The organism is Arcticibacterium sp., from assembly GCF_055134445.1.
This window is the reverse complement of the sequence record NZ_JBSRVI010000140.1, coordinates 1-21,239: the sequence shown is the minus strand read 5'-3', so window position 1 is coordinate 21,239 and position 21,239 is coordinate 1. Positions and strand designations below refer to the sequence as shown.

The 21,239-nt window shown below is 38.5% G+C and carries 15 protein-coding genes; 5 read left to right on the top strand and 10 right to left on the bottom strand.

What is annotated here, in order from left to right; genetic code table 11:
• Both ACTBZY_RS18295 and ACTBZY_RS18290 read left to right on the top strand, forming a co-directional pair.
• A partial coding sequence (locus ACTBZY_RS18295) for a glucose-6-phosphate isomerase (protein WP_463047806.1) occupies nt 1–835 on the top strand: 835 nt, incomplete at its 5' end.
• A 213-nt stretch (nt 836–1,048) separates the two neighbouring features.
• Nucleotides 1,049–2,875 carry a LysM peptidoglycan-binding domain-containing protein gene (locus tag ACTBZY_RS18290; RefSeq protein ID WP_463047805.1) on the top strand — a complete coding sequence of 609 codons (1,827 nt, stop codon included), beginning with the start codon at nt 1,049–1,051 and terminating at the stop codon, nt 2,873–2,875.
• Between the two features lie 72 nt (nt 2,876–2,947).
• On the opposite strand, the gene ACTBZY_RS18285 is transcribed toward ACTBZY_RS18290, so the two are convergent.
• Genes ACTBZY_RS18285 through ACTBZY_RS18260 form a run of 6 tightly spaced genes read right to left on the bottom strand, consistent with a single transcriptional unit; the run spans nt 2,948 to nt 9,715 of the window.
• Nucleotides 2,948–3,427 (bottom strand): DUF456 domain-containing protein, encoded by a 480-nt coding sequence (locus ACTBZY_RS18285; protein ID WP_463047804.1) that lies wholly within the window; start codon nt 3,425–3,427, stop codon nt 2,948–2,950.
• A 2-nt stretch (nt 3,428–3,429) separates the two neighbouring features.
• Complete coding sequence (locus ACTBZY_RS18280; RefSeq protein ID WP_463047803.1) at nt 3,430–4,665, bottom strand: pyridoxal phosphate-dependent aminotransferase; 1,236 nt, start codon at nt 4,663–4,665, stop codon at nt 3,430–3,432.
• 1 nt (nt 4,666) lies between these two features.
• Nucleotides 4,667–5,611: a phosphoribosylaminoimidazolesuccinocarboxamide synthase gene (locus ACTBZY_RS18275; RefSeq protein ID WP_463047802.1), complete on the bottom strand. Its 945-nt coding sequence runs from the start codon at nt 5,609–5,611 to the stop codon at nt 4,667–4,669.
• 5 nt (nt 5,612–5,616) lie between these two features.
• Complete coding sequence (locus ACTBZY_RS18270) at nt 5,617–6,288, bottom strand: hypothetical protein (RefSeq protein WP_463047801.1); 672 nt, start codon at nt 6,286–6,288, stop codon at nt 5,617–5,619.
• Nucleotides 6,285–7,244 carry a vWA domain-containing protein gene (locus ACTBZY_RS18265; protein WP_463047800.1) on the bottom strand — a complete coding sequence of 320 codons (960 nt, stop codon included), beginning with the start codon at nt 7,242–7,244 and terminating at the stop codon, nt 6,285–6,287. Before ACTBZY_RS18265 ends, ACTBZY_RS18270 begins: the two co-directional genes overlap by 4 nt.
• Complete coding sequence (locus tag ACTBZY_RS18260) at nt 7,241–9,715, bottom strand: PIG-L family deacetylase (protein WP_463047799.1); 2,475 nt, start codon at nt 9,713–9,715, stop codon at nt 7,241–7,243. The genes ACTBZY_RS18265 and ACTBZY_RS18260 overlap by 4 nt, the downstream gene beginning before the upstream one ends.
• A 24-nt stretch (nt 9,716–9,739) precedes the next feature.
• Here ACTBZY_RS18260 and ACTBZY_RS18255 point away from each other — a divergent pair, with 24 nt between their 5' ends.
• Nucleotides 9,740–12,604 (top strand): S8 family serine peptidase, encoded by a 2,865-nt coding sequence (locus ACTBZY_RS18255; RefSeq protein ID WP_463047798.1) that lies wholly within the window; start codon nt 9,740–9,742, stop codon nt 12,602–12,604.
• 103 nt (nt 12,605–12,707) lie between these two features.
• Nucleotides 12,708–15,302 (top strand): sodium-translocating pyrophosphatase, encoded by a 2,595-nt coding sequence (locus tag ACTBZY_RS18250; RefSeq protein ID WP_463047797.1) that lies wholly within the window; start codon nt 12,708–12,710, stop codon nt 15,300–15,302.
• A gap of 55 nt (nt 15,303–15,357) precedes the next feature.
• On the opposite strand, the gene ACTBZY_RS18245 is transcribed toward ACTBZY_RS18250, so the two are convergent.
• Nucleotides 15,358–16,185: a hypothetical protein gene (locus tag ACTBZY_RS18245; protein WP_463047796.1), complete on the bottom strand. Its 828-nt coding sequence runs from the start codon at nt 16,183–16,185 to the stop codon at nt 15,358–15,360.
• A 274-nt stretch (nt 16,186–16,459) separates the two neighbouring features.
• On the opposite strand from ACTBZY_RS18245, the gene ACTBZY_RS18240 reads away from it, so the two are divergent.
• A complete protein-coding gene (locus ACTBZY_RS18240) occupies nt 16,460–18,157 on the top strand; it encodes an amidohydrolase (protein ID WP_463047795.1) in 1,698 nt (565 codons plus the stop codon).
• A gap of 145 nt (nt 18,158–18,302) precedes the next feature.
• Here the strand turns inward: ACTBZY_RS18240 and ACTBZY_RS18235 are convergent, their stop codons facing one another.
• The 3 genes from ACTBZY_RS18235 to ACTBZY_RS18225 are packed head-to-tail and all read right to left on the bottom strand — an operon-like array spanning nt 18,303 to nt 21,199.
• Nucleotides 18,303–19,835 (bottom strand): 3-coathanger stack domain-containing protein, encoded by a 1,533-nt coding sequence (locus ACTBZY_RS18235; RefSeq protein ID WP_463047794.1) that lies wholly within the window; start codon nt 19,833–19,835, stop codon nt 18,303–18,305.
• Between the two features lie 2 nt (nt 19,836–19,837).
• Nucleotides 19,838–20,884 carry a hypothetical protein gene (locus ACTBZY_RS18230; protein WP_463047793.1) on the bottom strand — a complete coding sequence of 349 codons (1,047 nt, stop codon included), beginning with the start codon at nt 20,882–20,884 and terminating at the stop codon, nt 19,838–19,840.
• An 18-nt stretch (nt 20,885–20,902) separates the two neighbouring features.
• Nucleotides 20,903–21,199: a LytTR family transcriptional regulator DNA-binding domain-containing protein gene (locus ACTBZY_RS18225; RefSeq protein WP_463047792.1), complete on the bottom strand. Its 297-nt coding sequence runs from the start codon at nt 21,197–21,199 to the stop codon at nt 20,903–20,905.
• Nucleotides 21,200–21,239: the final 40 nt, after the last annotated feature.

The window sequence follows — 21,239 nt, the reverse complement described above, 5'->3', positions numbered from 1 at the left end:
TCTTTGGAGTGCCATAGGTCTGTCTATCGCGTGTAGTATTGGTTATACAAACTACGTTTCTCTATTAACAGGAGCTCACGAAATGGATAATCATTTCAAGACGACGCCATTGTCAAGAAATATACCTGTGGTTTTGGGTCTCTTGGGTATTTGGTATAATAACTTTTTCGATGCCGACTCACATGCCATTTTACCTTACGACCAGTATATGCACCGTTTTGCGGCCTATTTCCAACAAGGGGACATGGAGTCTAATGGTAAGAACGTCACTAGAGCGGGTAAAAAAGTAGATTATCAGACAGGTCCTATTATTTGGGGTGAGCCAGGCACCAATGGACAGCATGCTTTTTATCAATTGATTCATCAAGGAACAAAACTTATTCCTTGCGATTTTATCGCTCACGCTCAAAGTCAGAATCCGATAGGAAACCAGCATAAAATGCTTTTGGCAAATTTCTTTGCTCAGACAGAGGCTTTAATGAATGGTAAGACGGAAGATGAGGTAGTGGCGGAATTTGTAAAGGCGGGTAAATCAGAAGCAGAGATAGAAGAATTGAAAGCTTTTAAAGTATTTGAAGGTAACAGACCTACCAACTCTATAATGGTTAAGAAACTTACCCCAAAAGTTTTGGGAAGCTTAATTGCCATGTATGAGCATAAGATTTTTGTTCAAGGAATCATCTGGAATATCTTCAGTTTTGACCAGTGGGGCGTAGAGCTAGGAAAGCAATTGGCCAATGCCATCTACCCTGAGCTACTGGCTGATGAAGAAGTTTCTTCTCATGATTCGTCTACAAACGGCTTAATTAACACTTATAAAAAGTGGAGTAAATAAGATTATTCTCTCGTAAATGCCTGAAATCAGGCATTTATTTTCGTATTAAATTTTCAATACTTACTGAAAAGATTAAATTTCTAATATTTACTGTCTTTTTATTTGGAAGTATAAATTCAATAAATTAAGTTTGAATCATCAAATCAGGAAAAGGGAAATAAGTCTCCCGATTGTCTGAGATGGTATGCAAATTTGATGGACTTACATGCTTTTTTGATAAACCAAATTGAACCCCTAAACCTTCGAAAGGTTACCATTTGCCTGTTTGTATTTTGTTTAATATTTTCCTATTCAAAAGCAAACAGGCAAGTTCAATTACCAAAAATTCCATACGAAATTGAATTCGCGGATGTTGTTTTTCAGCTTAATGATGCCACAAGATTTCTTTTAAGAGAAGAGGTCACTAAGCTAGATAACGATGAGGAATTGAAACAGAAACAGTTGGAGTTTTTGACTTTATTTCTTCCAGAAGTTACGCCAGTACTAAAAGAATCTGCCGTACCTGACGATTTTAGATATTTAGTAATTTATAATAAGTATCAAAAAAACACCGCTGAGAGTGGATTATTAGAGAAAGGTGTTTTTTGGTGTATGACAAAAGATTTTGCTGCAGACCAAGACCTGCGAGTGAATTCACAAATAGACGAAAGAAAGAATTTTTTCTTAGCCACTAATGGTGCAGCCATAGGTTTTCGTCGAAATAACGTTCTTTATAATAGTTGGGGTACGACACTTTTTGCCCAGTTGGCCAGCAGAGATGTTATTAATCTTTTAGGAGTTAACAGAAACTGGAATGGTAAAAAATACTTGGTTATAGATAGTCCTGCGTTTAGTTCTCTTATTCAGTTTTTGGCTTTTAAGCTAGTCATGGAGAATGAGATGCCAACGTTTAGACCTAAAGAAGAGAAGGTGGTTTATCAATATCCTTACGGAAGCCAGAAAACATTAAATGTGATAGCTGCAGACCTAAGAGTGGAACCATTAGAATTAAAAAAATGGAATCTGTGGCTTAAAGATGACCGCATTCAGAAGGAATTTGTTCCTGTGTTGGTGATTGTTCCTGCAGCCAGATATAATGATGTCAGGATTTTGGCAGAGATATCTAGCAATACAGATTTTCCGAAAGAGGAAATGGGTTTTCCTGTATTAACAGAAGAGCCCAGCCTAGCAGAAGGAAGAGGAGGGCAGTTTTATAGAATTAATGGTAAGCGTGGCATTAAAGCAGACCTTTGCGATTCTTACGTGGATTTGGCTTTTAAAGCGAAAGTTTCTGATAAGAGTTTTCTGGATTATAATGACATGCAGGAGACAGACGTGGTAACTATAGGTCAGATTTATTATTTAGAAGATAAAGATTCAAAAGGACCAATAGATAAACATATCTCTAGAGAGAGCGAAAACCTTTGGGATATTTCTATGCTTTATGGTATAAAACTGCAAGACCTTCTGAAGTATAACAGGTTAGAAACCACACAGATATTTCAACGAGGAAGAGTGGTTTATCTTAAAGATAAAAGAGGGAAGAATGAACCCGTGGAGTATTTAAAGATAAATGAGAAAAAAATAGCCGAAGAGGCGTTGGAAAACGACCCGATTTTGGAAACTAGAACGGCTTTTGATTGGCCTAATCCTGAGGTTATAAAAGAGGAAGTATTGGCTGAAACAAAAACTCCGAAAGAGGAAGTTAAGCTTATTCTTAAAAAGGTTGTAGAACCTGAAAAGATTATTTCTGAACCCCAAATAGCGAAAGAGGAACTCGTGGTTTTGGTTAAGGAGGAAGAAGAAGTGCAGCGAAGGGAGTTGGTAGCAAAGCCAGTAGAGAATAAGAGTTACAGCACTAATTTAAAGAATAAGGTACTAGGTGTAGAAGATAGCGAAGAGGTGCCATCAGCGTTTGTTATTCATACCGTAAAAAAGGGAGAAACATTGTATAGAATATCTGTAAACTATAGAGTAACTGTAAATCAGTTATATAAACTAAACAGTTTACATACCAATATTATTGAAATCGGAGATAGAATTAAAGTAAAACCGATTTAGAAAATTTAAGTAGTATAGATTCACTCAGTAGCTGAATTGGCTCCTATCAATGATGGGAGCTAATTTTTTGTCTTAATTCCAGAAGCCCCACACTGCCTTAATGGCATAACCAATCATAAAAAGGCATAGCGTAACTTTCATGACCATGCCTGCTGCAAAACCAGCAAAACTGCCAATGGCGGCTTTAAGGGCATTACGCTTATCGCCAAAAAGGTATTCGCCAATTAAGGCTCCTAAAAAAGCTCCGATAAAAATACCAAAAGGACCAAAGAAAAGCCCAATAATAAGACCAGCCATAGAACCTCTTACACCGGCCTTAGTACCGCCAAACTTCTTAGTGCCCCAGATAGGCACGTAATAGTCTAATATCACAACAACTACCGTGGCTATTCCTAAACCAATAAGAAGTTCCTCAGAAAAGTGAGCGTATTTAGAATAGTGAAGGGCTATTATTCCTCCAAAACTTAGTGGTGGGCCGGGAAGAGGTAAAACAGAACCTACAAGGCCAATAATTAAGAAGACACCGCCTAAGATTAAGAGGAATATTTCCATATTTATGATATGGCCTTTTGTTTGACAGTCACTCTTTTTTCATCTAAAAATTCACTGATACGATCTACAGCATTATGTAATGTTTCGGAATTTGGTAGAAACACAATTCTAAAGTGAGATTGGTCAAATGTATTGAAACCCGAACCAGAAACTACCAATATTTTTTGCTCTGTAAGCAGGTCCATTGTAAACTGTTCGTCGTCTTTAAAACTAAACTGTTTTAAGTCTATTTTAGGAAAAACATACAAAGAGCCCTTTGGTTTTACGCAGGTAATACCCGGAATATCCGTTAAGCGGTAATGAATCAAATCTCGCTGTTTTCTTAATCTACCTTCTTCTGCTACTAAGTCGTCAATGCTTTGATAACCACCAAGAGCGGTCTGTATGGCATACTGGGTAGGTACATTGGCACATAAACGCATACTGGCTAGTAAGTTTATCCCTTCGAGATAACTTTTTGCTTTTTCTTTGGCACCGCTGGCTATCACCCAGCCGCCTCTAAAACCTGTAGCACGATAGTTTTTAGATAAGCCACCAAAAGTCATAAAGAAAACATCATCACTCAGTGAGGCAATGGGTACATGTTTATTGCCATCAAAAACGATTTTGTCATATATTTCATCAGAGAAGACCATAAGGTTGTTCTCTCTGGCTAATTTCACAATCTGCTCTAGCACGTCTTTATCATAAACCGCCCCCGTAGGGTTATTCGGATTGATAAGTACAATGGCTTTTGTTTTGGGTGTGATTTTAGATGCCATATCTGCTACGTCAGGATTCCAGTCTGCCTCTTCATCGCATACATAGTGGACGGCCTTTCCGCCAGACAAACCCACCGCTGTGGTCCATAGAGGATAGTCAGGAGAAGGAATAAGTATTTCGTCGTTTGGGTTAAGTAGGGCCTGCATGCACATTACAATAAGCTCACTTACGCCGTTACCTATAAAAATATCTTCTATTCTTACATCATGAATGCCTATTTGCTGGGTATAGTGCATGATAGCCTTTCTGGCAGGAAAAATACCAAGATGGTGGCAGTACCCTTGGGCATTTCTCATATTCAAAATCATGTCTTCCATGATTTCATCTGGCACATCAAATCCAAATGGGGCTGGATTTCCAATATTCAGATTGACAATTTTATGTCCCGCCGCCTCAAGTGCCTGAGCCTTATCAAAAATAGGCCCGCGTATAGCGTATGAAAGGTTATTTAGGCGTTCACTTTTTAGATAGCTCATTTTATCCTCTGTTTCTAAGGAAATCATTCACGTTTTCCTCAATTCTTTTATAAATATCTACATTATTGGCAGGAACAAAGACTTCACCAGTCACTTTTTCGTAAAGTTCAATGTACCTTATACTAATTTCGTTGCACTTTTCAGGTGTCATTTCAGGCACTTTTTGACCGTCTTTTCCTTGGAAGCCGTTTTCAATTAACCACTCTCTAACAAACTCCTTAGAAAGCTGTTTTTGAGCTAATCCTTTCTCCTGATTTTCGGTATAACTATCTTTATAAAAATACCTTGAAGAGTCTGGCGTGTGTATTTCATCTATTAAATAAATGACACCATCCTTTTCTCCAAATTCATATTTGGTATCTACGAGAATCAGACCTTGTTCGGCGGCTATTTCTGTTCCTCTTTGAAATAGGGCAAGCGTGTATTTTTCTAACTGAACATACTTCTCTTCCGCCACAATTCCATTGGCCAAGATAGCCTCTCTTGAAATGTCTTCATCGTGCCCTTCATGAGCTTTTGTGGTAGGGGTGATGATAGGGTTTGGGAGTTTGTCGTTTTCTTTTAAACCATCAGGTAGTTTTACACCACAAACCGCTCTTTTTCCACTTTTGTATTCTCTCCAGGCGTGCCCGGCCAAATAGCCTCTCACGACCATTTCTACAGGGAAAGTCTCACATTTTAGTCCAAAGGTGGCATTAGGATCTGGTACACTTAGGAGCCAGTTTGGAACGATGTCTGCCGTGGCTTTTAAGAATTTAGCTGCAATCTGATTCAGTACTTGTCCTTTGCAAGGTATAGCCTCTGGAAGAATAACATCAAAGGCAGAGATTCTGTCAGATGCAATCATTAACAAACCGTCTTCAAAACCGAAAACGTCTCTTACTTTTCCGTGATAAAGGCTTTGCTGACCTTCAAAACTAAAATTTGATTCTTTTAATACATTCATGTTAATTACCAATTTCCATAATCCAATGTGTCAGACGAGACGTCCAAAAGCATTGGAAGTTTATTATATTCATTTGCCCTCATGGCATCCAGAAGCTTAAGAGCTTGGGCTCTTTCAATGGCTGGTGGATTGCTACTATTAAGTTGGTCTTCCTTTTCATTGGATTTTGCCACGGTTCCTCCTTGGTTTTCTAATGGGTTATTATTAGAAGCGTTTTGAGGCGGCGGTGGCGTCCTGTTTTGATTTGGACGGTAAACTTTTTTTAAGAGCTCATAATTCCTTTTGGCAAAGTTATTAGTGTTTTCTGTCTCAATTGCCATTTTTAAGAGATTTATTGCATTTAAAGTATCCCCAGCATATGCCGCCAACATGGCTTTTTGATTAAGTATCGTTGATTTTTGAGAAGGATTATGAACGTAAGACAAGTAAGCCAACTCTTTTTTCTGTCGGGCGGTGTCTTTTAATTGATAAAAGCAATCTGCTACTTTAAGTCTTATTTCCACCGTAATAGGCAGTTCTTCCTGCTTTAAAGTTTCAAAATGCACGATAGCGGCGTCACATTTTTTTTGCCGGTAGGATTCTTCAAATTCGGCATAGATGATGTTCCTCTCTTTGGCGTCAAAGGGGGAAATGAGACTAAATAACAACCTAAGGATATGGAATATAAAAGGTATCAAATTTGGAATACTTTGGTGGAGATGATAAGGTCTAACACCACTAATATAAGAGCAACGAACAGAAAGTTCTGGTATTTATTATTGGTGACCAATAACTTGTTTCTGTCCAAGGCCGTACTCTGAATGTTTTTGATATCTATCAAGGCATTTTCTAGATTATTCTTTTCGTTTTTTAAAAAATATAACTTAGAACCGATGCTTCTTGTTAATTTGTTAAGCCCTATAATATCAAGTTTAGAAATGGCTGGAATATCGTTTTCTAATAAAACTGGTTTATTGTTTTTTAGAACTTCTGCACCAGCTTGGGTTCCAACTCCCACCAAAATAAGATGGTCTTTAGATCCTTTTAAAAGTTTTTTGGTTTCCTCCGTCACTTCTTGGAAAGATTCGCCGTCAGTAAAAAGAAAGGCCATTTTTGAGCGAGTACTGCTAGAATCAGGCTCTAGCCTTTTTTGTAAGCTTGCCAAAGGAGCTTCTAGATTGCTTCCAGGATTTGGCATCATGGAAGTATTCATTAGTGTAACAAACTCTTTAACAAGAGCCAAATCAAATGTTAAAGGGATTTGCCAATAAGCTTTGGAAGAAAATACCATAACCCCGATTCGGTCACCTTTAGACTGTTCTATTAAGTTAATGATTTCTAGTTTGGTTCTTTCTAGTCGGCTTGGTGCTATATCAGAGCAATCCATAGAAGCCGACAAGTCTACCGCAAAAAGAATGTCTTTTCCAGATGACCTTGCTTCAGTTTCTGAAATTCCAAAACTTGGACCCAGAATGGCAATAATAATTAAGGCCATATAAGCCGTTCTTAAAAAAAATTTGAAGTAAATAGACTTGGAGGGTTTACCCAAACTCTTTCCTATCCTATACATTCTATAGAAATAGAAAGCATAGATCAGTAAAAAGGTAAAGATGATGGAGATCTCCCACCAAGAAATTGTTTTGCTCCAATTCATTTAAGAGAAATCAAGTTAGCAAATAATTTGTAAGCTCCTGAAACCCCTGCTGGCAGCTCTCTAAAAAATGAGATTCCAGTATAAATGTAATGGCCATTACCATATTTGGCGTAAATAAGACTGCCTGTTTTTTCAGATTCATTGAGGTCGTTCATAGAAAAAACAGATTGGTAGTTCTTTTCAAAATCTGCCGCAAAATATAAACCTCTTTCTTGTACCCATCCTTTGAAGTCGTCTTGAGAAATGAGGTTTGGTTTGTTTAAAACAGGGCTTTGCTTATCCATAAACCTAACTTCAGCATCCTCTTCACTTACTCGGTCTCTACTAATGCTAAAAGGAAATGGGCCCATTTTATCTGAGAATTTATCTGAACCACCATTGGTCTGGTATTGACAAATAACATTTCCACCATTTTTAACATAATTCATTAAGTTTTTATGATAAAATGGAAGCCATTCGTGCACATTATAAGCTCTTATGCCAATCACTATAGCTTGGTATTTTGAAAGGTTTTTGTTTAGATCTTTTTCTGAAAGAATATCTACCGCGTAGCCTATTTGTTTTAGAGCTTCTGGGATGTCGTCTCCCGCTCCGATGATATATCCTACGGTATGACCTACCTTTTTAAGATCAAGTTTAACTATTTCCACTTCTGATTTAGGAAATGTGGTAATTTCTGGGACATGATCATACTTAATGGTGTTTCTGGCATTGTTTATTGTTTTGCCATTTATGGAGGCACTAATTTCGATGGCACCTTGAGAAGCACTTTTAGGTGGTGTTATACTAAAGCTTAGCGTACTTTCTGTGTTTTTCTTTTCAATATTGAATTTCTTGCTGCTAGAAGTATAAGACCAGCCGCTTGGCAATTTTAAGTGAACTTCACCTACGGCATTATCTATTCCAGCATGAACGGTTACCAAGATATCTTGTGGGGTGGTATTGCTAAAAATAAGAGAACCAATATTTGGGGTGACCGTGACTAATGGACTAATTTCTAGCGGTCTGTATATTTCTCCTTGAGAAGGTTCTACGTATTTATAGCTTACTGGAATAGGCAATTCAAGGCTTAAACCTTCTATAATTACCACTGCAGTTCCCATCACGGATGGTGGAGATAAGGGTAGCCCTTTCAAAGCTTCGTCACTAATTTGATAATGCCCTAAGTCATGTTTTTCTTTCAACCAGTATGGCTGGGAGATCTCGGTATTTGAAGGCACATTTCCAGAGAAATCAATTTCTAGCCTTTCCCCATTTTTAAGGTCAATTTGCTCAGCAGATTTATAATTGATTTGGTCAATGGTAAAAGACACTAAAGAAGTCTTTAAAGGAGAGCGGTTAATCACTCTAAGCGTACCTTTTAGTAAATCTCCTGGGCTGCTGCTGAAGTCTTTGGCATTGGCTTCTATATGGATTCCAGCAAATTTTGGTATCAAGTTTTCCAATTCTGTCAACTTGTTCTTCACCATTGGACTTTCTGGAAGTGTCTGTATTAACTTGTATAGTTGGTTTAAAGCAGGAACAGAGGCTGAAGGGATTTCAGGATTAAAATTTCTTTTAATGTCATTAATAATGGTGGTGACCAGCTGCCCACCCTGAATTCTACTCCAAGTGGTATTTACGCCATCAAAAAGGTCATTTTCTGCAGGCTCTCCTTTGGTATGTCTCAATGTCTCCATTCTTTCTCCTCTAAAAAGGCCAGAACCAAAACCTTGGCTTTTGTGCATACTTCTGGCTCTGTTGCCAATTTCACCATAAGATTCTCCAAGTAGAGGATTGAAACCACCAATATCTATTCTGATAAATTTGCTGTCGTCTTCTGGAGGTGTATTGGTAAAACCTCTGTTATAAAAGTTCCAAACCAATCGTTTGGCCTGCCAGACGTCCACTTCTTTAAGTTGCTCTGGAAAAGCTTTAGGATTTGCGGCAGCATCAAAAGCCTCTTCAGCCAATATTGACGAAGCGGAATGATGCCCATGTCCTGCTCTTTCGTCGGGTGGAAATCTGGTGATGAGTACATCGGGTTGGAATTTTCTAATGCGATAAACTAAATCTGATAAAATTTGCTCTTTACCCCAAGTAGCCAGAGCCTCTTCCGTGGTTTTAGAATAACCAAAGTCATTGGCTCTAGTGAAATATTGCTCTCCACCATCTATGCTTCTAGCACCTAGGAGCTCATTGGTTCTTAGTAGGCCAGCAAACTCGCCTTTTTCTGTACCAATAAGGTTTTGGCCGCCATCTCCTCTTGTCATGGCGATGTAGCCCGTTCTTACCTTTTTTTCATTGGCAAGCCAGGTAATCAGAAGGGTGTTTTCATCGTCTGGATGAGCGGCAATATAAAGAGCAGAACCTACTACATTAAGCTTGTTTAAGCCCTGTATTAAATCACCTGAATCGTATATCTTTTCTTGGGCATGGATCCTTTGAATAAAACTACAAAGGATTAAGAGGAGGAAGCTTAGTTTTTTCATTAATTTGCAATTACTAATACAGTTATGGTTATCAGACGATTATTTAATCTCGGTTTTTTCTTATGGCTTGCTACGGTGTCAATCTGTACGGGCCAGCAAATTAACAACGATTTTGTTGATGGTGAAATATATGTTCGGCTTAAAGCTCAATTTGCTAGACCAGGTTTAATTAAGACATCATCGGCTGTAAATATAGTAAGAGAGATTCCCACTATTCAAAGGGCGGTGGAGAATTTAAATTCTAAAATAGATTATGCCGTCACGCCTTTCTATAAGTCCAAAAATGAGAAGCTTAAAAATGTCTATAGAATAAAAATAGACAACGAGCAATCCATGGATCAAATACTCAAAGACCTGAAAGAAGATGGTACTATTGAATACGCGGAAAGGGTAAGAAAAAGAGAGGTTATTGGCACGCCGACAGATACACTTTACAACCAGCAGTGGCATCTTGATAAAATTAAAGCTCCTCAAGCTTGGGATGTTAACCCAGGAGTTCAAAACATTATAGTGGCGGTTGTTGATAATGCATTTGATATCACACACCCAGATTTAGCAGCAAATTTGGTCTCTGGTTATGATGTGGGAGATAATGATTCCGACCCAAGACCTTTAAACGCCAGCTATTCTCATGGTACCCATGTGGCTGGAATTGTGGCGGCTGTTAATAATAATATTACTGGAGGAGCCTCTGCGAGTAATAACAGAGTAAAAGTGATGCCTGTTAAAGGTAATGCTGATATTTTCGGCAATAGAGCCATAAGTCACGGATTCGAAGGAATTATTTGGGCGGTTGATCATGGAGCTAAGATAATTAGTCTTTCTTGGGGTGGAAGTGGCTTTTCACAATTGGAGCAAGACGTGGTAGATGATGCTTACGGCAATGGTGCTCTCATCATTGCGGCAGCTGGAAACGAAAGCAGCAATGTGCTGCAATATCCCGCCGCATATAACCACGTCATGGCTGTAGCTAGCTTGGATATGACAGACCAGTTAAGTAGCTTTTCTAGTTTTGGTTCTTATGTCGATATATCTGCACCAGGTAGGGGCATTATTAGTACCATACCTTTTAATGCTTATGCTTCATTTAATGGTACTTCAATGGCTACACCGCTGGTGGCAGCGTGTGCAGGATATTTAAAAGCTTGTTTTTCAACATTGTCGTCAGATAGTATAGCATATATTTTAGAGATTACGTCGGATGATATAGAGGATAAAAATCCGAATTACATTGGCTCAGTAGGTAGTGGAAGGGTTAATTTACTGACAGCGGTTTCATGTAAAGGTGTAAATCTGTTTTCGGAGTCGCCCTTTGCCTTAAGTTCTAATTATTTATGTAAAGGAGATTCTGTCTTGTTTGATATTAATCCGGTCTCCACAGAAAGTTTCGAGTGGTTTTTTAATGGAACCAGTGTTTCAAATGCTAAAAGCGTATACGCCAAAACCGAAGGCTCCTATAAGTTGGTGAGAACCTTAGGTACCTGTGTGGTGGAATCAGAAGTTTTAAAAGTGGTTCATAATCAGAATGTCTCACCAAGACCATCCGTGACTGATTTATCAGCGTTTTACTGTAGTTCTGAAAATAACTTTGTGGTAGCTACTCCAACGGATTGCGATGCCTACGGTCCTTCATCTTTTGACTATGTGGGGCCTGTCGTTGGGTTTGATGGTTTTGAGAAAAGTGGAGATTATCCTCAAGTAACCGTTTCCAATTTGGGCGGCTTAATAGATTCTATTTCCGTATCTATTACCTGGCAAAAGAAAGACGGTGGCACACATAATAACTGCGATGTTCCAGACGGTGGAGGCTCGGCCTTTAACGAGGAGGTCTCTTTTAGTATTGTTTCGCCAGAAGGAGTCAAAGTGGATTTAGTGAGAGTAAGTGATTATGGAAGAGGAAGTGGCACTTCGGGTGTGGTCACTACCGTTTTTAATGTTCACGGGCAGGCTTTAATAGGAGATCCTTTGCCGGCTTCGGGCAACTTTAAAGCTAGTGGTGATTTGAGTGTTTATCAGAATATGATTCCACAAGGGAAATGGACTTTGATAGCAGATGATGACGCCACCTTAGACCCATTATGCGTCAGTGGATTTTCGGTCATTATTAAGACAAAGGAACCTGTGGCTCCGCCAAGTGTTAAGTGGTATGCGGATGAGGCACTAACAAATTTTCTCTCAAACAATGACACGCTGACAATTTCTACCGCTAATATAGGTACTCAAAATTATTATGCTTTGAGTCAGTGCGAAGGTTTTTGTACCAGCCTTTCTGAAAAAGCCAAAGTAAAAGTAAAAAGTATTCCGGATGTTTATGCCTATCCCATTGGTGGTATTTCTTTGAATAGTTCAGAGATTAATAAAATTGTAGAAGGTTCTGGAATTTCAGCATCATCTGGTTCTGGCTCTCTTACGCTATCAGGTTTGGATAAGAATAATGTCCCTTATTCTTATAAGATATCTAGTACGGCTCCACAAGTCTCTCCAGTGACACTTTGTACTACAGAAAGTTATCTAATTTTTGGTTTAGGGTGTAGTGGCACCATAGAGTGGAAGCATAGTGGTATTATTAAATATGGCGATGGTGTGGTACTTAATAACGTTAAAACCCCTTTGAATTTAACGGCCACTTGTCTTCAGTCGTGGAACTGCCCAGCCATAACTAACATTCCTTTTAGCTTTCAAGATGGTAATACTCCATTAACTTTAAGTGGTCAATTAAATAACAGTAGCGAACAGTTTTTTTATGGAAAACCTATTTCTTCTTCTCAGCAGATTGGAGAAAGTTCTCATATTAAATATGTAGCCTCCAATTCTATACTTTTGACTGCAGGTTTTGAAACGAAGGAAACGACCGTTTTTAAAGCTGAGATAGGGAATTGCCCTAACTAATTTAGCAGAGGCACTTTAATTTTTTTTTATTAAGGAAACGCTTAATTTGCGGGACTTTGATTCTATTGTTAATACAAAACCAAAATGTAAACCAGATTATTTTATGGATCCATTATTTTACTTAGTACCAATTCTTGGTATTGTTGGACTGCTCTTTATGGTAATTAAGGCTCGTTGGGTCACTAAACAAGATGCGGGAAGCGGAAAAATGCAAGAAATTGCAAAGGCGATTGCAGATGGAGCTTTGGCCTTTCTAAAAGCCGAATGGCAAGTGATGGGAATTTTTGTTGTTGCTGTTGCTATACTTTTGACTTGGTCGGGTACGCTTGTAGAAAATTCTCATTGGTTAATTGGGGTTGCCTTCGTTATAGGGGCTGTCGTTTCGGCTTTTGCAGGATATGTAGGAATGAACATTGCCACTAAAGCAAACGTAAGAACTACCCAAGCCGCACGTACTTCATTGAAAGATGCTTTAAAGGTATCTTTTACAGCAGGTTCTGTGATGGGTCTTGGAGTGGCAGGTTTAGCGGTATTGTTTTTAAGTTTATTATTTATCTGGTTCTTCAATATGTTCGTAACGGGTTCTGGAGATGCTCATGGCATGGAAAAGGCCTTAGAAGTATTGGCAGGATTTTCTTTAGGTGCAGAGTCTATCGCACTTTTTGCTCGTGTAGGTGGCGGTATTTATACCAAAGCTGCGGATGTGGGAGCAGATTTAGTAGGTAAAGTAGAAGCGGGTATTCCAGAAGATGACCCTCGCAACCCTGCAACGATTGCCGATAATGTGGGTGATAACGTAGGCGATGTAGCTGGTATGGGAGCAGATTTATTCGGTTCTTATGTGGCCACTATTTTAGCTACCATGGTTTTAGGAAGAGAGATTGCTTCTGATGATAACTTTGGCGGATGGGCTCCAATATTACTACCAATGCTTATAGCAGGTATGGGCTTAATTTTCTCTGCCATCAGTACCTTCTTTGTAAGTGTTAAAGATGATAACGGAAACGTTCAAACGGCTCTTAATATCGGCAACTGGGGTTCTATCGTTTTAACGGGTATTGCTTCATTTCCATTGACCATGTATATTTTACCTCATGAAATGTCTATCAGAGGTGAGTCTTTTACAAGTCTAGATGTGTTTTATGCCATCGTTTTAGGCCTTATAGTTGGAGCTTTGATGTCTTGGGTGACGGAATACTACACAGCTATGGGTAAAAAACCTGTTCAGTCTATCGTGAATCAGTCTTCAACGGGTCATGCTACTAATATTATTGGTGGTTTAGCGGTAGGAATGGAATCTACGGTTATTCCAATTTTGGTATTAGCTGCGGGTATTTATCTTTCATTTGAGTTTGCAGGTCTTTATGGTGTGGCTATTGCTGCTGCCGGTATGATGGCCACCACAGCCATGCAGTTGGCTATTGATGCTTTTGGCCCTATTGCAGATAATGCCGGTGGTATTGCAGAAATGAGTGAGCTTCCTGCTGAAGTGAGAGAAAGAACAGATACTTTGGATGCGGTAGGTAATACCACTGCAGCCAGTGGAAAAGGTTTTGCTATAGCCTCTGCTGCTTTGACAGCATTAGCCCTTTTTGCTGCTTTTGTGGGTCTTTCAGGTATTTCTTCTATAGATATTTATAAGGCAGACGTTTTAGCAGGTCTTTTTGTCGGAGGTATGATTCCTTTCATATTCTCTTCATTGGCTATTGCGGCTGTGGGCCGTGCGGCTATGGAGATGGTAGAAGAGGTGAGAAGACAATTCAGAGAGATTCCTGGAATTTTAGAAGGAACAGGGAAACCTGAATACGATAAATGTGTGGCTATTTCAACCAAAGCATCCATTAGAGAAATGATGCTTCCAGGGCTTATTACTTTAATTACTCCGGTAATTGTAGGCTTTACGTTCGGACCAGAAGTATTGGGAGGTTTGTTAGCTGGTGTAACTGTTTCTGGTGTATTGATGGGTATTTTCCAAAATAACGCTGGTGGTGCTTGGGATAACGCTAAGAAGTCTTTTGAAAAAGGCGTGGAAATTAATGGTAAAATGGAATATAAAGGTTCTGACGCTCACAAAGCTGCAGTAACTGGTGATACCGTAGGTGACCCATTCAAAGATACGTCTGGGCCATCCATGAACATTCTTATTAAGTTGATGTCTATCGTTTCTTTGGTTATTGCACCTCATATTGCGGTAGATAGAGTGGTGGGAGAACAACATGCTTATCCCGTTTTTGAAGAATTACCTGTTAATACCATTTCTATGTTTGGCGAAGGCAAGGCATTGGATTTTGAAAAAGGTGGTATAGAAGAGTCCATGGTTAGATTCATTGAATCTGAAGAGGAAGCAGGAAAAGAGAATTGGTTTAATTTTAATCAATTGAACTTTGCCACTGGAAGTGCGAATATTGACGCCAATACCATGAAAGAAGTGGTGAATATCTCTCAGATATTAAAAGCATTCCCAAATGTAAAAATCAAAGTAGGTGGCTATACAGATAATACTGGTAATCCTGATGCTAACTTAAAGTTATCTTCCGATAGAGCTGCTTCCGTAAAGTCTGCTTTATTGAGTTTAGGAGTAAATAATTCTAGAGTGGAATCAGAAGGTTATGGTGAAGCTCATCCTGTAGCTTCAAATGACACCGAAGAAGGTAGAGTTCAAAACCGTAGAATAGCGGTTAGTGTGAGAGAGAAGTAAGAATAGAATCTTTATATCAAAAGCCTCGAAACTATGGTTTCGGGGCTTTTTTACTTTAATACGGGGGTGGGAAGTTTTTTTCTTCTAATACTTTTCCTGTTTGATCTTTAATCGTGTATGATACAGTCCACAGAAAACCAGATTTTGTAGTCATGTATGACTTTAATACCGTAGTTTGTTCAAATGCATTAGTTTTCGTCCGTATAATGGCTTTTAATTTGTAGATTTTCGTATTTAATGGGTCTCTTGATTTGAGCCTAATTGTTGGGCCTGAGTAAACTTCTGTTTTGGATTTGTTGGAAAATGAACCTCCTGATAGTTCAGGTGCATTGAATTTTGCTGATAGGAATTCCTCTCTAATTCTATTTTGGATTGTCGGGTCAGAGTTTACTGGGTAGCCCTTTCGGTTAAAGTCTTCTAAATCAGTTAGGTTAATATGCTCTACTTCTACATTTGAAAGTGAATTTTCTCCTATTACTTCCAAAAATACAGATAATCGATTTTGACCTTGATGAGTATAATATGTTAACCTAGGGTAAGTATTGGCATCACTGGCAAAGTCAAACATTTTGATGGATTTTCCTTGCAATTTTTCATAGAGGCTAGTGTTTTCAGCTCTTAAATTATCAATACGTTCTTGCAGATGTATATTTTGTTGCTTGAGCTCCAAATTTTGAAAATTTAGTGCGTCAATTTTTATATCTGAGCTTTGAGCTATTTCCTTTGTTATTTTAACGGCTGAGTTTGTATCAGTCGCTTGTTTTATACTTGCTTGTTCCGATTTTTCTGCCTCAATTCCCTTTTTGTAAGTGTGATATGCCGTCCAACCAGTACCACATAATATTATAAGAGTTCCTAAAGCTATTCCTAAGTCGTTATTCATACTTGAATTTAGCTAGATATTATTTGACTTATAAATTTAATCATTAGTTGTTATCTAGCATCGATGTTTAGTTAGACAATTGAACAAAACCGTAGAATAGCGGTAAGTGTGAGAGAGAAGTAATTCTTAATCCTTTCTTATATAATTCAAAGCAGGCTGTCAATTTTATTGGCCGCCTGCTTTTTTTGCTACTACCTCTTCCATAATTTATCATTTAAACTTTTACTTTAACAAAAGAATCTCTTAGCTTAAATCTTATTATCAGAAACTGAGCATGAGAGTTATACTTATTGTTTTATCCTTATTTATGTCTTTTTCCTGTCAAAAGGAAGGCGATTCTTCAAAAGCAAGTCTAATTATTCATGGTGGCACTATTTATACCGTGGATGAGGGTAATCCTAAAGTGGAATCGGTTGCTATTAAAGATAATATAATACTCTTTAGTGGTTCCCTGGAAGATGCTTTGAGCTTCAAGGATTCTAATACTGAAATGTTAGATTTAGAGGGTAAAACCATGACACCCGGCTTCATAGAAGGGCATGGACACCTAATGGGATTGGGATATAGTGAATTAGAACTAGATTTAAGCACAACCACCAGTTATCAAGAAATCATTGATATAGTGGAAGATGCGGCTAAAAATGCCAAACCGGGTGAGTGGATATTAGGACGAGGCTGGCATCAAAGTAAATGGTCAGAACTTCCAGAACCTATGGTCAAAGGTTTTCAAACGCACGAGATGCTAAGTGCTGTTTCTCCAAATAACCCTGTTTACTTAGGTCATGCAAGCGGACATGCAGGTTTTGCAAATGCCAAAGCTATGGAAATGGCTGGCGTTATTTCCAAGGCTCCGAAAAAAGTAGATGGTGGCGAAATAATTAGATACCCAGATGGAAGGCCAACGGGTATTTTTAATGAAAATGCAGAATACATAATTGGCTCTGTTATACCGAAAGATAGTCCTGAAAGAGTTCAAAAGGCCTTTGAATCAGCCATGAAAGCTTGTCATAAAAACGGAATTACGAGTTTTCATGATGCTGGTATTTACAGAGGAACAGTTGAGCTTTTTAATAAAATGAAGGCGGAAGGTAAGCTTAAGGTAAGGCTTCATGCCATGTTATCTAGTACCGATAGTACTTTATTGGAAGAATGGTATAAGAAAGGACCTGCTTTTGATGAAGATAATCTCTTAAACATTAGGGCTATAAAAATTCATTCAGATGGGGCTTTAGGTTCCAGAGGAGCTTGGTTATTAGAAGAATATTCAGATATGCCCGGTCATTTCGGACATTCTACTATTCCTTTGGCAAGTGTTGAAAATATAGTCTTTAAAGCATTAGAAAACGGCTTTCAAGTTTGTAGCCATGCCATTGGCGATAGAGCTAACAGAGAGATTCTTGATAAATATGAACTAGGTTTTAAAAAGTATCCTGTAAAAAGTCAGAATCATAGATTCAGAATTGAACATGCTCAGCATCTTAATCCGTTGGATATTCCACGATTTGCGGAGTTAAATGTAATTCCAGCCATGCAAGGTATTCATATGTCGTCTGATAGGCCGTGGGCCATAGATAGGCTAGGAGAGCTACGAATAAAAGAAGGAGCTTACATGTGGCAATCACTTTTAACGTCTGGAGTGCCTATTATCAATGGGACGGATGTTCCAGTAGAACCCATTAATCCAATTGCCTGCTTTTATGCTAGTGTGAGCAGGAAGACTCTAAAAGGAACACCCGAAAATGGTTATGAATCAGAACAAAAAATGACAAGGGAGCAAGCTTTAAAGTCTTATACCATAGATGCGGCTTATGGTTCCTATGATGAAGAAATAAAGGGCTCCATCTTAAAGGGAAAACTTGCCGACTTTACCATTTTTGACCAAGACATTATGACTATTCCAGAAGCGGATATCTTAAAAACTAAAGTGGCTATGACTATTTTTGATGGTCAAGTAGTGTATACCGCCAAATAGTTATTTTACTATTTCTAACTGGACCGGAAGTAAGACTTGCGTTTTATGTGTAAATAAGTTCTTGCAGCAATAATTAGTAATATCCCCAAAAACGCAAAAAGCCCATCACTACTAGGAGTGACGGGCTTTGATATTTATTAGTGATTTACTCACAACCACCAATCTCCACTGTAAATACAGTACCTGAATTTGCTTCGAAACCCTCAGTAAGTTCAATGTAGCGGCCTGCATTAAATGTAGCATTTGCACCATTTAGTACCTTATTGCTGGCTTGGATATAGCCCGTAGTACCGTTTACTTCAATTAAAGTCATACTACCATTGATATCATCAGCGGTGCTAACCAGCGTTTCGCTAGCAGCACAAGGAGGCGGGCAAATGGCCAAAACTTCAAAAAGCTTAATGGGCTGTTCATCATCTGATGGGCTTGAAGAAATGATTCTCATTTTATACCCAGGAGCCACAGTAGTGCCTGCTGGAATAATTGCTGATATAGTCCCTGAGCTGTTGCCTGAACTGGTTCCAAGTGTTATTGGACTGTTAAAACTACCATTTTGGTCGGACAATTGAAGCGTGAAGGTATTAGTAGGAGAAAAGCTTCCAGATACAGAAAAAGGAACGTTAAAAGCATTATCTCTACAAAAAGCGTCTAATGCATTGCCAATTGCGACTACATTATCTTTAACAGTAAATTCTTGATAATTGACCTGATTCCAATCTCCATTTTGGTTTTTAGAACGAACAGATAAGCGATGAATACCATTTGATAAGCTATTTAGTTGGACATCAATCATTTGTTTGTCCAAAAAAAATGAGCTAGAAATAGGTACACTCGTTCCGTTTCCTGCACCAGGGTCATTGTCTACAAAATATTCTAAGTAAACGATTGGCGAGGGTGGCGTATTTACTGGGGGAGCTGTATCAAACTTCACAAAATAGCGATAAGTTGTATTTCCCCAGTGACCATCAGCATTCTTAGCTCTTACGGATAGCGAATGAAAACCATCTGTAAGTGAATTTACAGGAAAAGAAATGGCTAAATTATCCAAAGATTGTCCAGCCGTAATTGGAATAGCCGTGCCGTTATCATGCCCAGGGTCATTATCTATAAAGTATTCTGCAGCTATGATATTAGCTGGCGTAGGATACCCACCATTGGTCAAATCAAACTTGGCAAAGACTCTGTACGTCGTATTGCTCCAATGCCCATCAGCATTTTGAGCACGGACTTGTAGCGTATGAAAACCATTGGCTAAAGCAGTTACCGGAAAAGTAAATGCAAGTTCATTTAGAGCTATACCGGGTGTAATAGGTATCGCCGTACCTGCTCCATGCCCAGGGTCCGTATCAATGAAATATTCCACAGCCACTATGTTCTCTGGCACTGGTATGACGCCGTTGGTAATAAAGAACTTGGCAAAAACTCTGTATACCGTATTTCCCCAGTCTCCGTCATCGTCTTGAGCCCTTACTTGTAAAGTGTGAAAACCATCTGACAAGCTTGTTAAGGGAAAAGAAAACGAGCTTTGAATTTCTGGGGCTGGCGTAGTTACTGCGATGGCTGTGCCGTTTCCCATACCGGGATCCGTATCAATAAAGTATTCTATGTTGGCAATGTTTTGAGCTGACAGTATTGTGACAGAAAAAACAAAGCCAATTAAAAGGCTTAGCTTTTTCATAATCAATTTGCTTTTATAGTGATGACTGCATCAATATCAATGGAATTATTACCAATACCACTATTGATAAAAAAGGTACTTATAGGATGGTGCGGTAGGCCCGAAAGCTCATAAGGGTAAGTTCCTCCGTAAACGCCAATATCCCCACCATTTAAACCTGCGTTTTTAGCTAAAGAAGAACTAGATAAAACTCGCTCATTTTCTTCTATATAACTTAAGCCGCCATAGCTTGACCCAATAAATACTTGCTGCCAAACGGCACTATTAATATTGTTTCCTAAGGCAGGAAGGTCATCAGCAAAACTTAAACAGTGAGAAATAGCATTATTATAGTTACTATAAGTGGATCCAACAAATAAAGTCAAGAAAATGCAATTGGTTAGAACTGAATTGTCAACGCCGCTTAACCCTTGGATCTGACAGTTTTTTATAATAGAGTTATCTGTACCAGATAAAGAGCCCGATATTACTGAGTTTTCTAGGACCATATTTAAATTTGAGTTTGTTCTAGACAATGTTCCTCTCCCATCTTGAATATAGGTTGTCATACACTTTCTTATAATCGGAGCTACACCTTCCGTTATTATGACCGAACCGCTTTCTGTACTATATAAATAAATGGATGATTGAATTTTTGAGGATTCAACTTCGACGTTCGGGGAATATATGTTAATGTCACCTAAATTCAGATTAGAAATAGTACTTGAACCACTACCAATACCTAAGGTTATAGCTTGCACATAAACGTGACGAGTATCTAATGGAATTGTTGTTAATAATGGATTGGTCAAATTATAGCCATTGCCTCTAAAATGGAGTTTTTTATCTACAGTAACGTATTCTGAATAAGCCGGATTTTCCCCTTGGTTTTTCCCATAGGGTTCTATTAAAATGACATCATTTGCACTAGCCGCATCCACGGCTGCTTGTATGGTACTGTACACATTCACACCAGTGATGTCTGGATCACCATTTACGCGGCGGGTGGTTTGGGCTAAAAGCGTAGTACTTAAAATAGTGAGTAAGAAAATGGAGTAGAGATTTTTCATTGTATTGTTGGTTTGATTTTATGCTATTTGAAATTGTTCTAAAATGTTTTTACGACGGCGGCTTACATTAAGCCTTAGGCCATTTTTTAGTTCTACTTCATATTGAGGGCCATCAGAATGAATGCGTTTCACAAACTTGGGATTTACCAGATGTGATTTATTCACTCTCAAAAAGTGCGTATGGCGTTCCTGGTGCCTTAGCAAAGTGGAGCTGGAAATTTCTTTTTTTCCATTTTCAAGATGGAATTCTGTGTAATTGATAATTCCTTTGAGATAAATTATTTCGCTTTGTGAGGGGAGTGTTAGTTTTTTCATGCTCTTTTTTATTTCAAAATTCTATCTATTAAGGGGTTTT

What these genes read in the sequence shown, in the direction of transcription:
- ACTBZY_RS18285 (WP_463047804.1), bottom strand. Translation starts at nt 3,427, where the DNA reads ATGGAAATATTCCTCTTAATCTTAGGCGGTGTCTTCTTAATTATTGGC.
- ACTBZY_RS18280 (WP_463047803.1), bottom strand. Translation starts at nt 4,665, where the DNA reads ATGAGCTATCTAAAAAGTGAACGCCTAAATAACCTTTCATACGCTATA.
- ACTBZY_RS18275 (WP_463047802.1), bottom strand. Translation starts at nt 5,611, where the DNA reads ATGAATGTATTAAAAGAATCAAATTTTAGTTTTGAAGGTCAGCAAAGC.
- ACTBZY_RS18265 (WP_463047800.1), bottom strand. Translation starts at nt 7,244, where the DNA reads ATGAATTGGAGCAAAACAATTTCTTGGTGGGAGATCTCCATCATCTTT.
- ACTBZY_RS18260 (WP_463047799.1), bottom strand. Translation starts at nt 9,715, where the DNA reads ATGAAAAAACTAAGCTTCCTCCTCTTAATCCTTTGTAGTTTTATTCAA.
- ACTBZY_RS18255 (WP_463047798.1), top strand. Translation starts at nt 9,740, where the DNA reads ATGGTTATCAGACGATTATTTAATCTCGGTTTTTTCTTATGGCTTGCT.
- ACTBZY_RS18250 (WP_463047797.1), top strand. Translation starts at nt 12,708, where the DNA reads ATGGATCCATTATTTTACTTAGTACCAATTCTTGGTATTGTTGGACTG.
- ACTBZY_RS18245 (WP_463047796.1), bottom strand. Translation starts at nt 16,185, where the DNA reads ATGAATAACGACTTAGGAATAGCTTTAGGAACTCTTATAATATTATGT.
- ACTBZY_RS18240 (WP_463047795.1), top strand. Translation starts at nt 16,460, where the DNA reads ATGAGAGTTATACTTATTGTTTTATCCTTATTTATGTCTTTTTCCTGT.
- ACTBZY_RS18235 (WP_463047794.1), bottom strand. Translation starts at nt 19,835, where the DNA reads ATGAAAAAGCTAAGCCTTTTAATTGGCTTTGTTTTTTCTGTCACAATA.
- ACTBZY_RS18230 (WP_463047793.1), bottom strand. Translation starts at nt 20,884, where the DNA reads ATGAAAAATCTCTACTCCATTTTCTTACTCACTATTTTAAGTACTACG.
- ACTBZY_RS18225 (WP_463047792.1), bottom strand. Translation starts at nt 21,199, where the DNA reads ATGAAAAAACTAACACTCCCCTCACAAAGCGAAATAATTTATCTCAAA.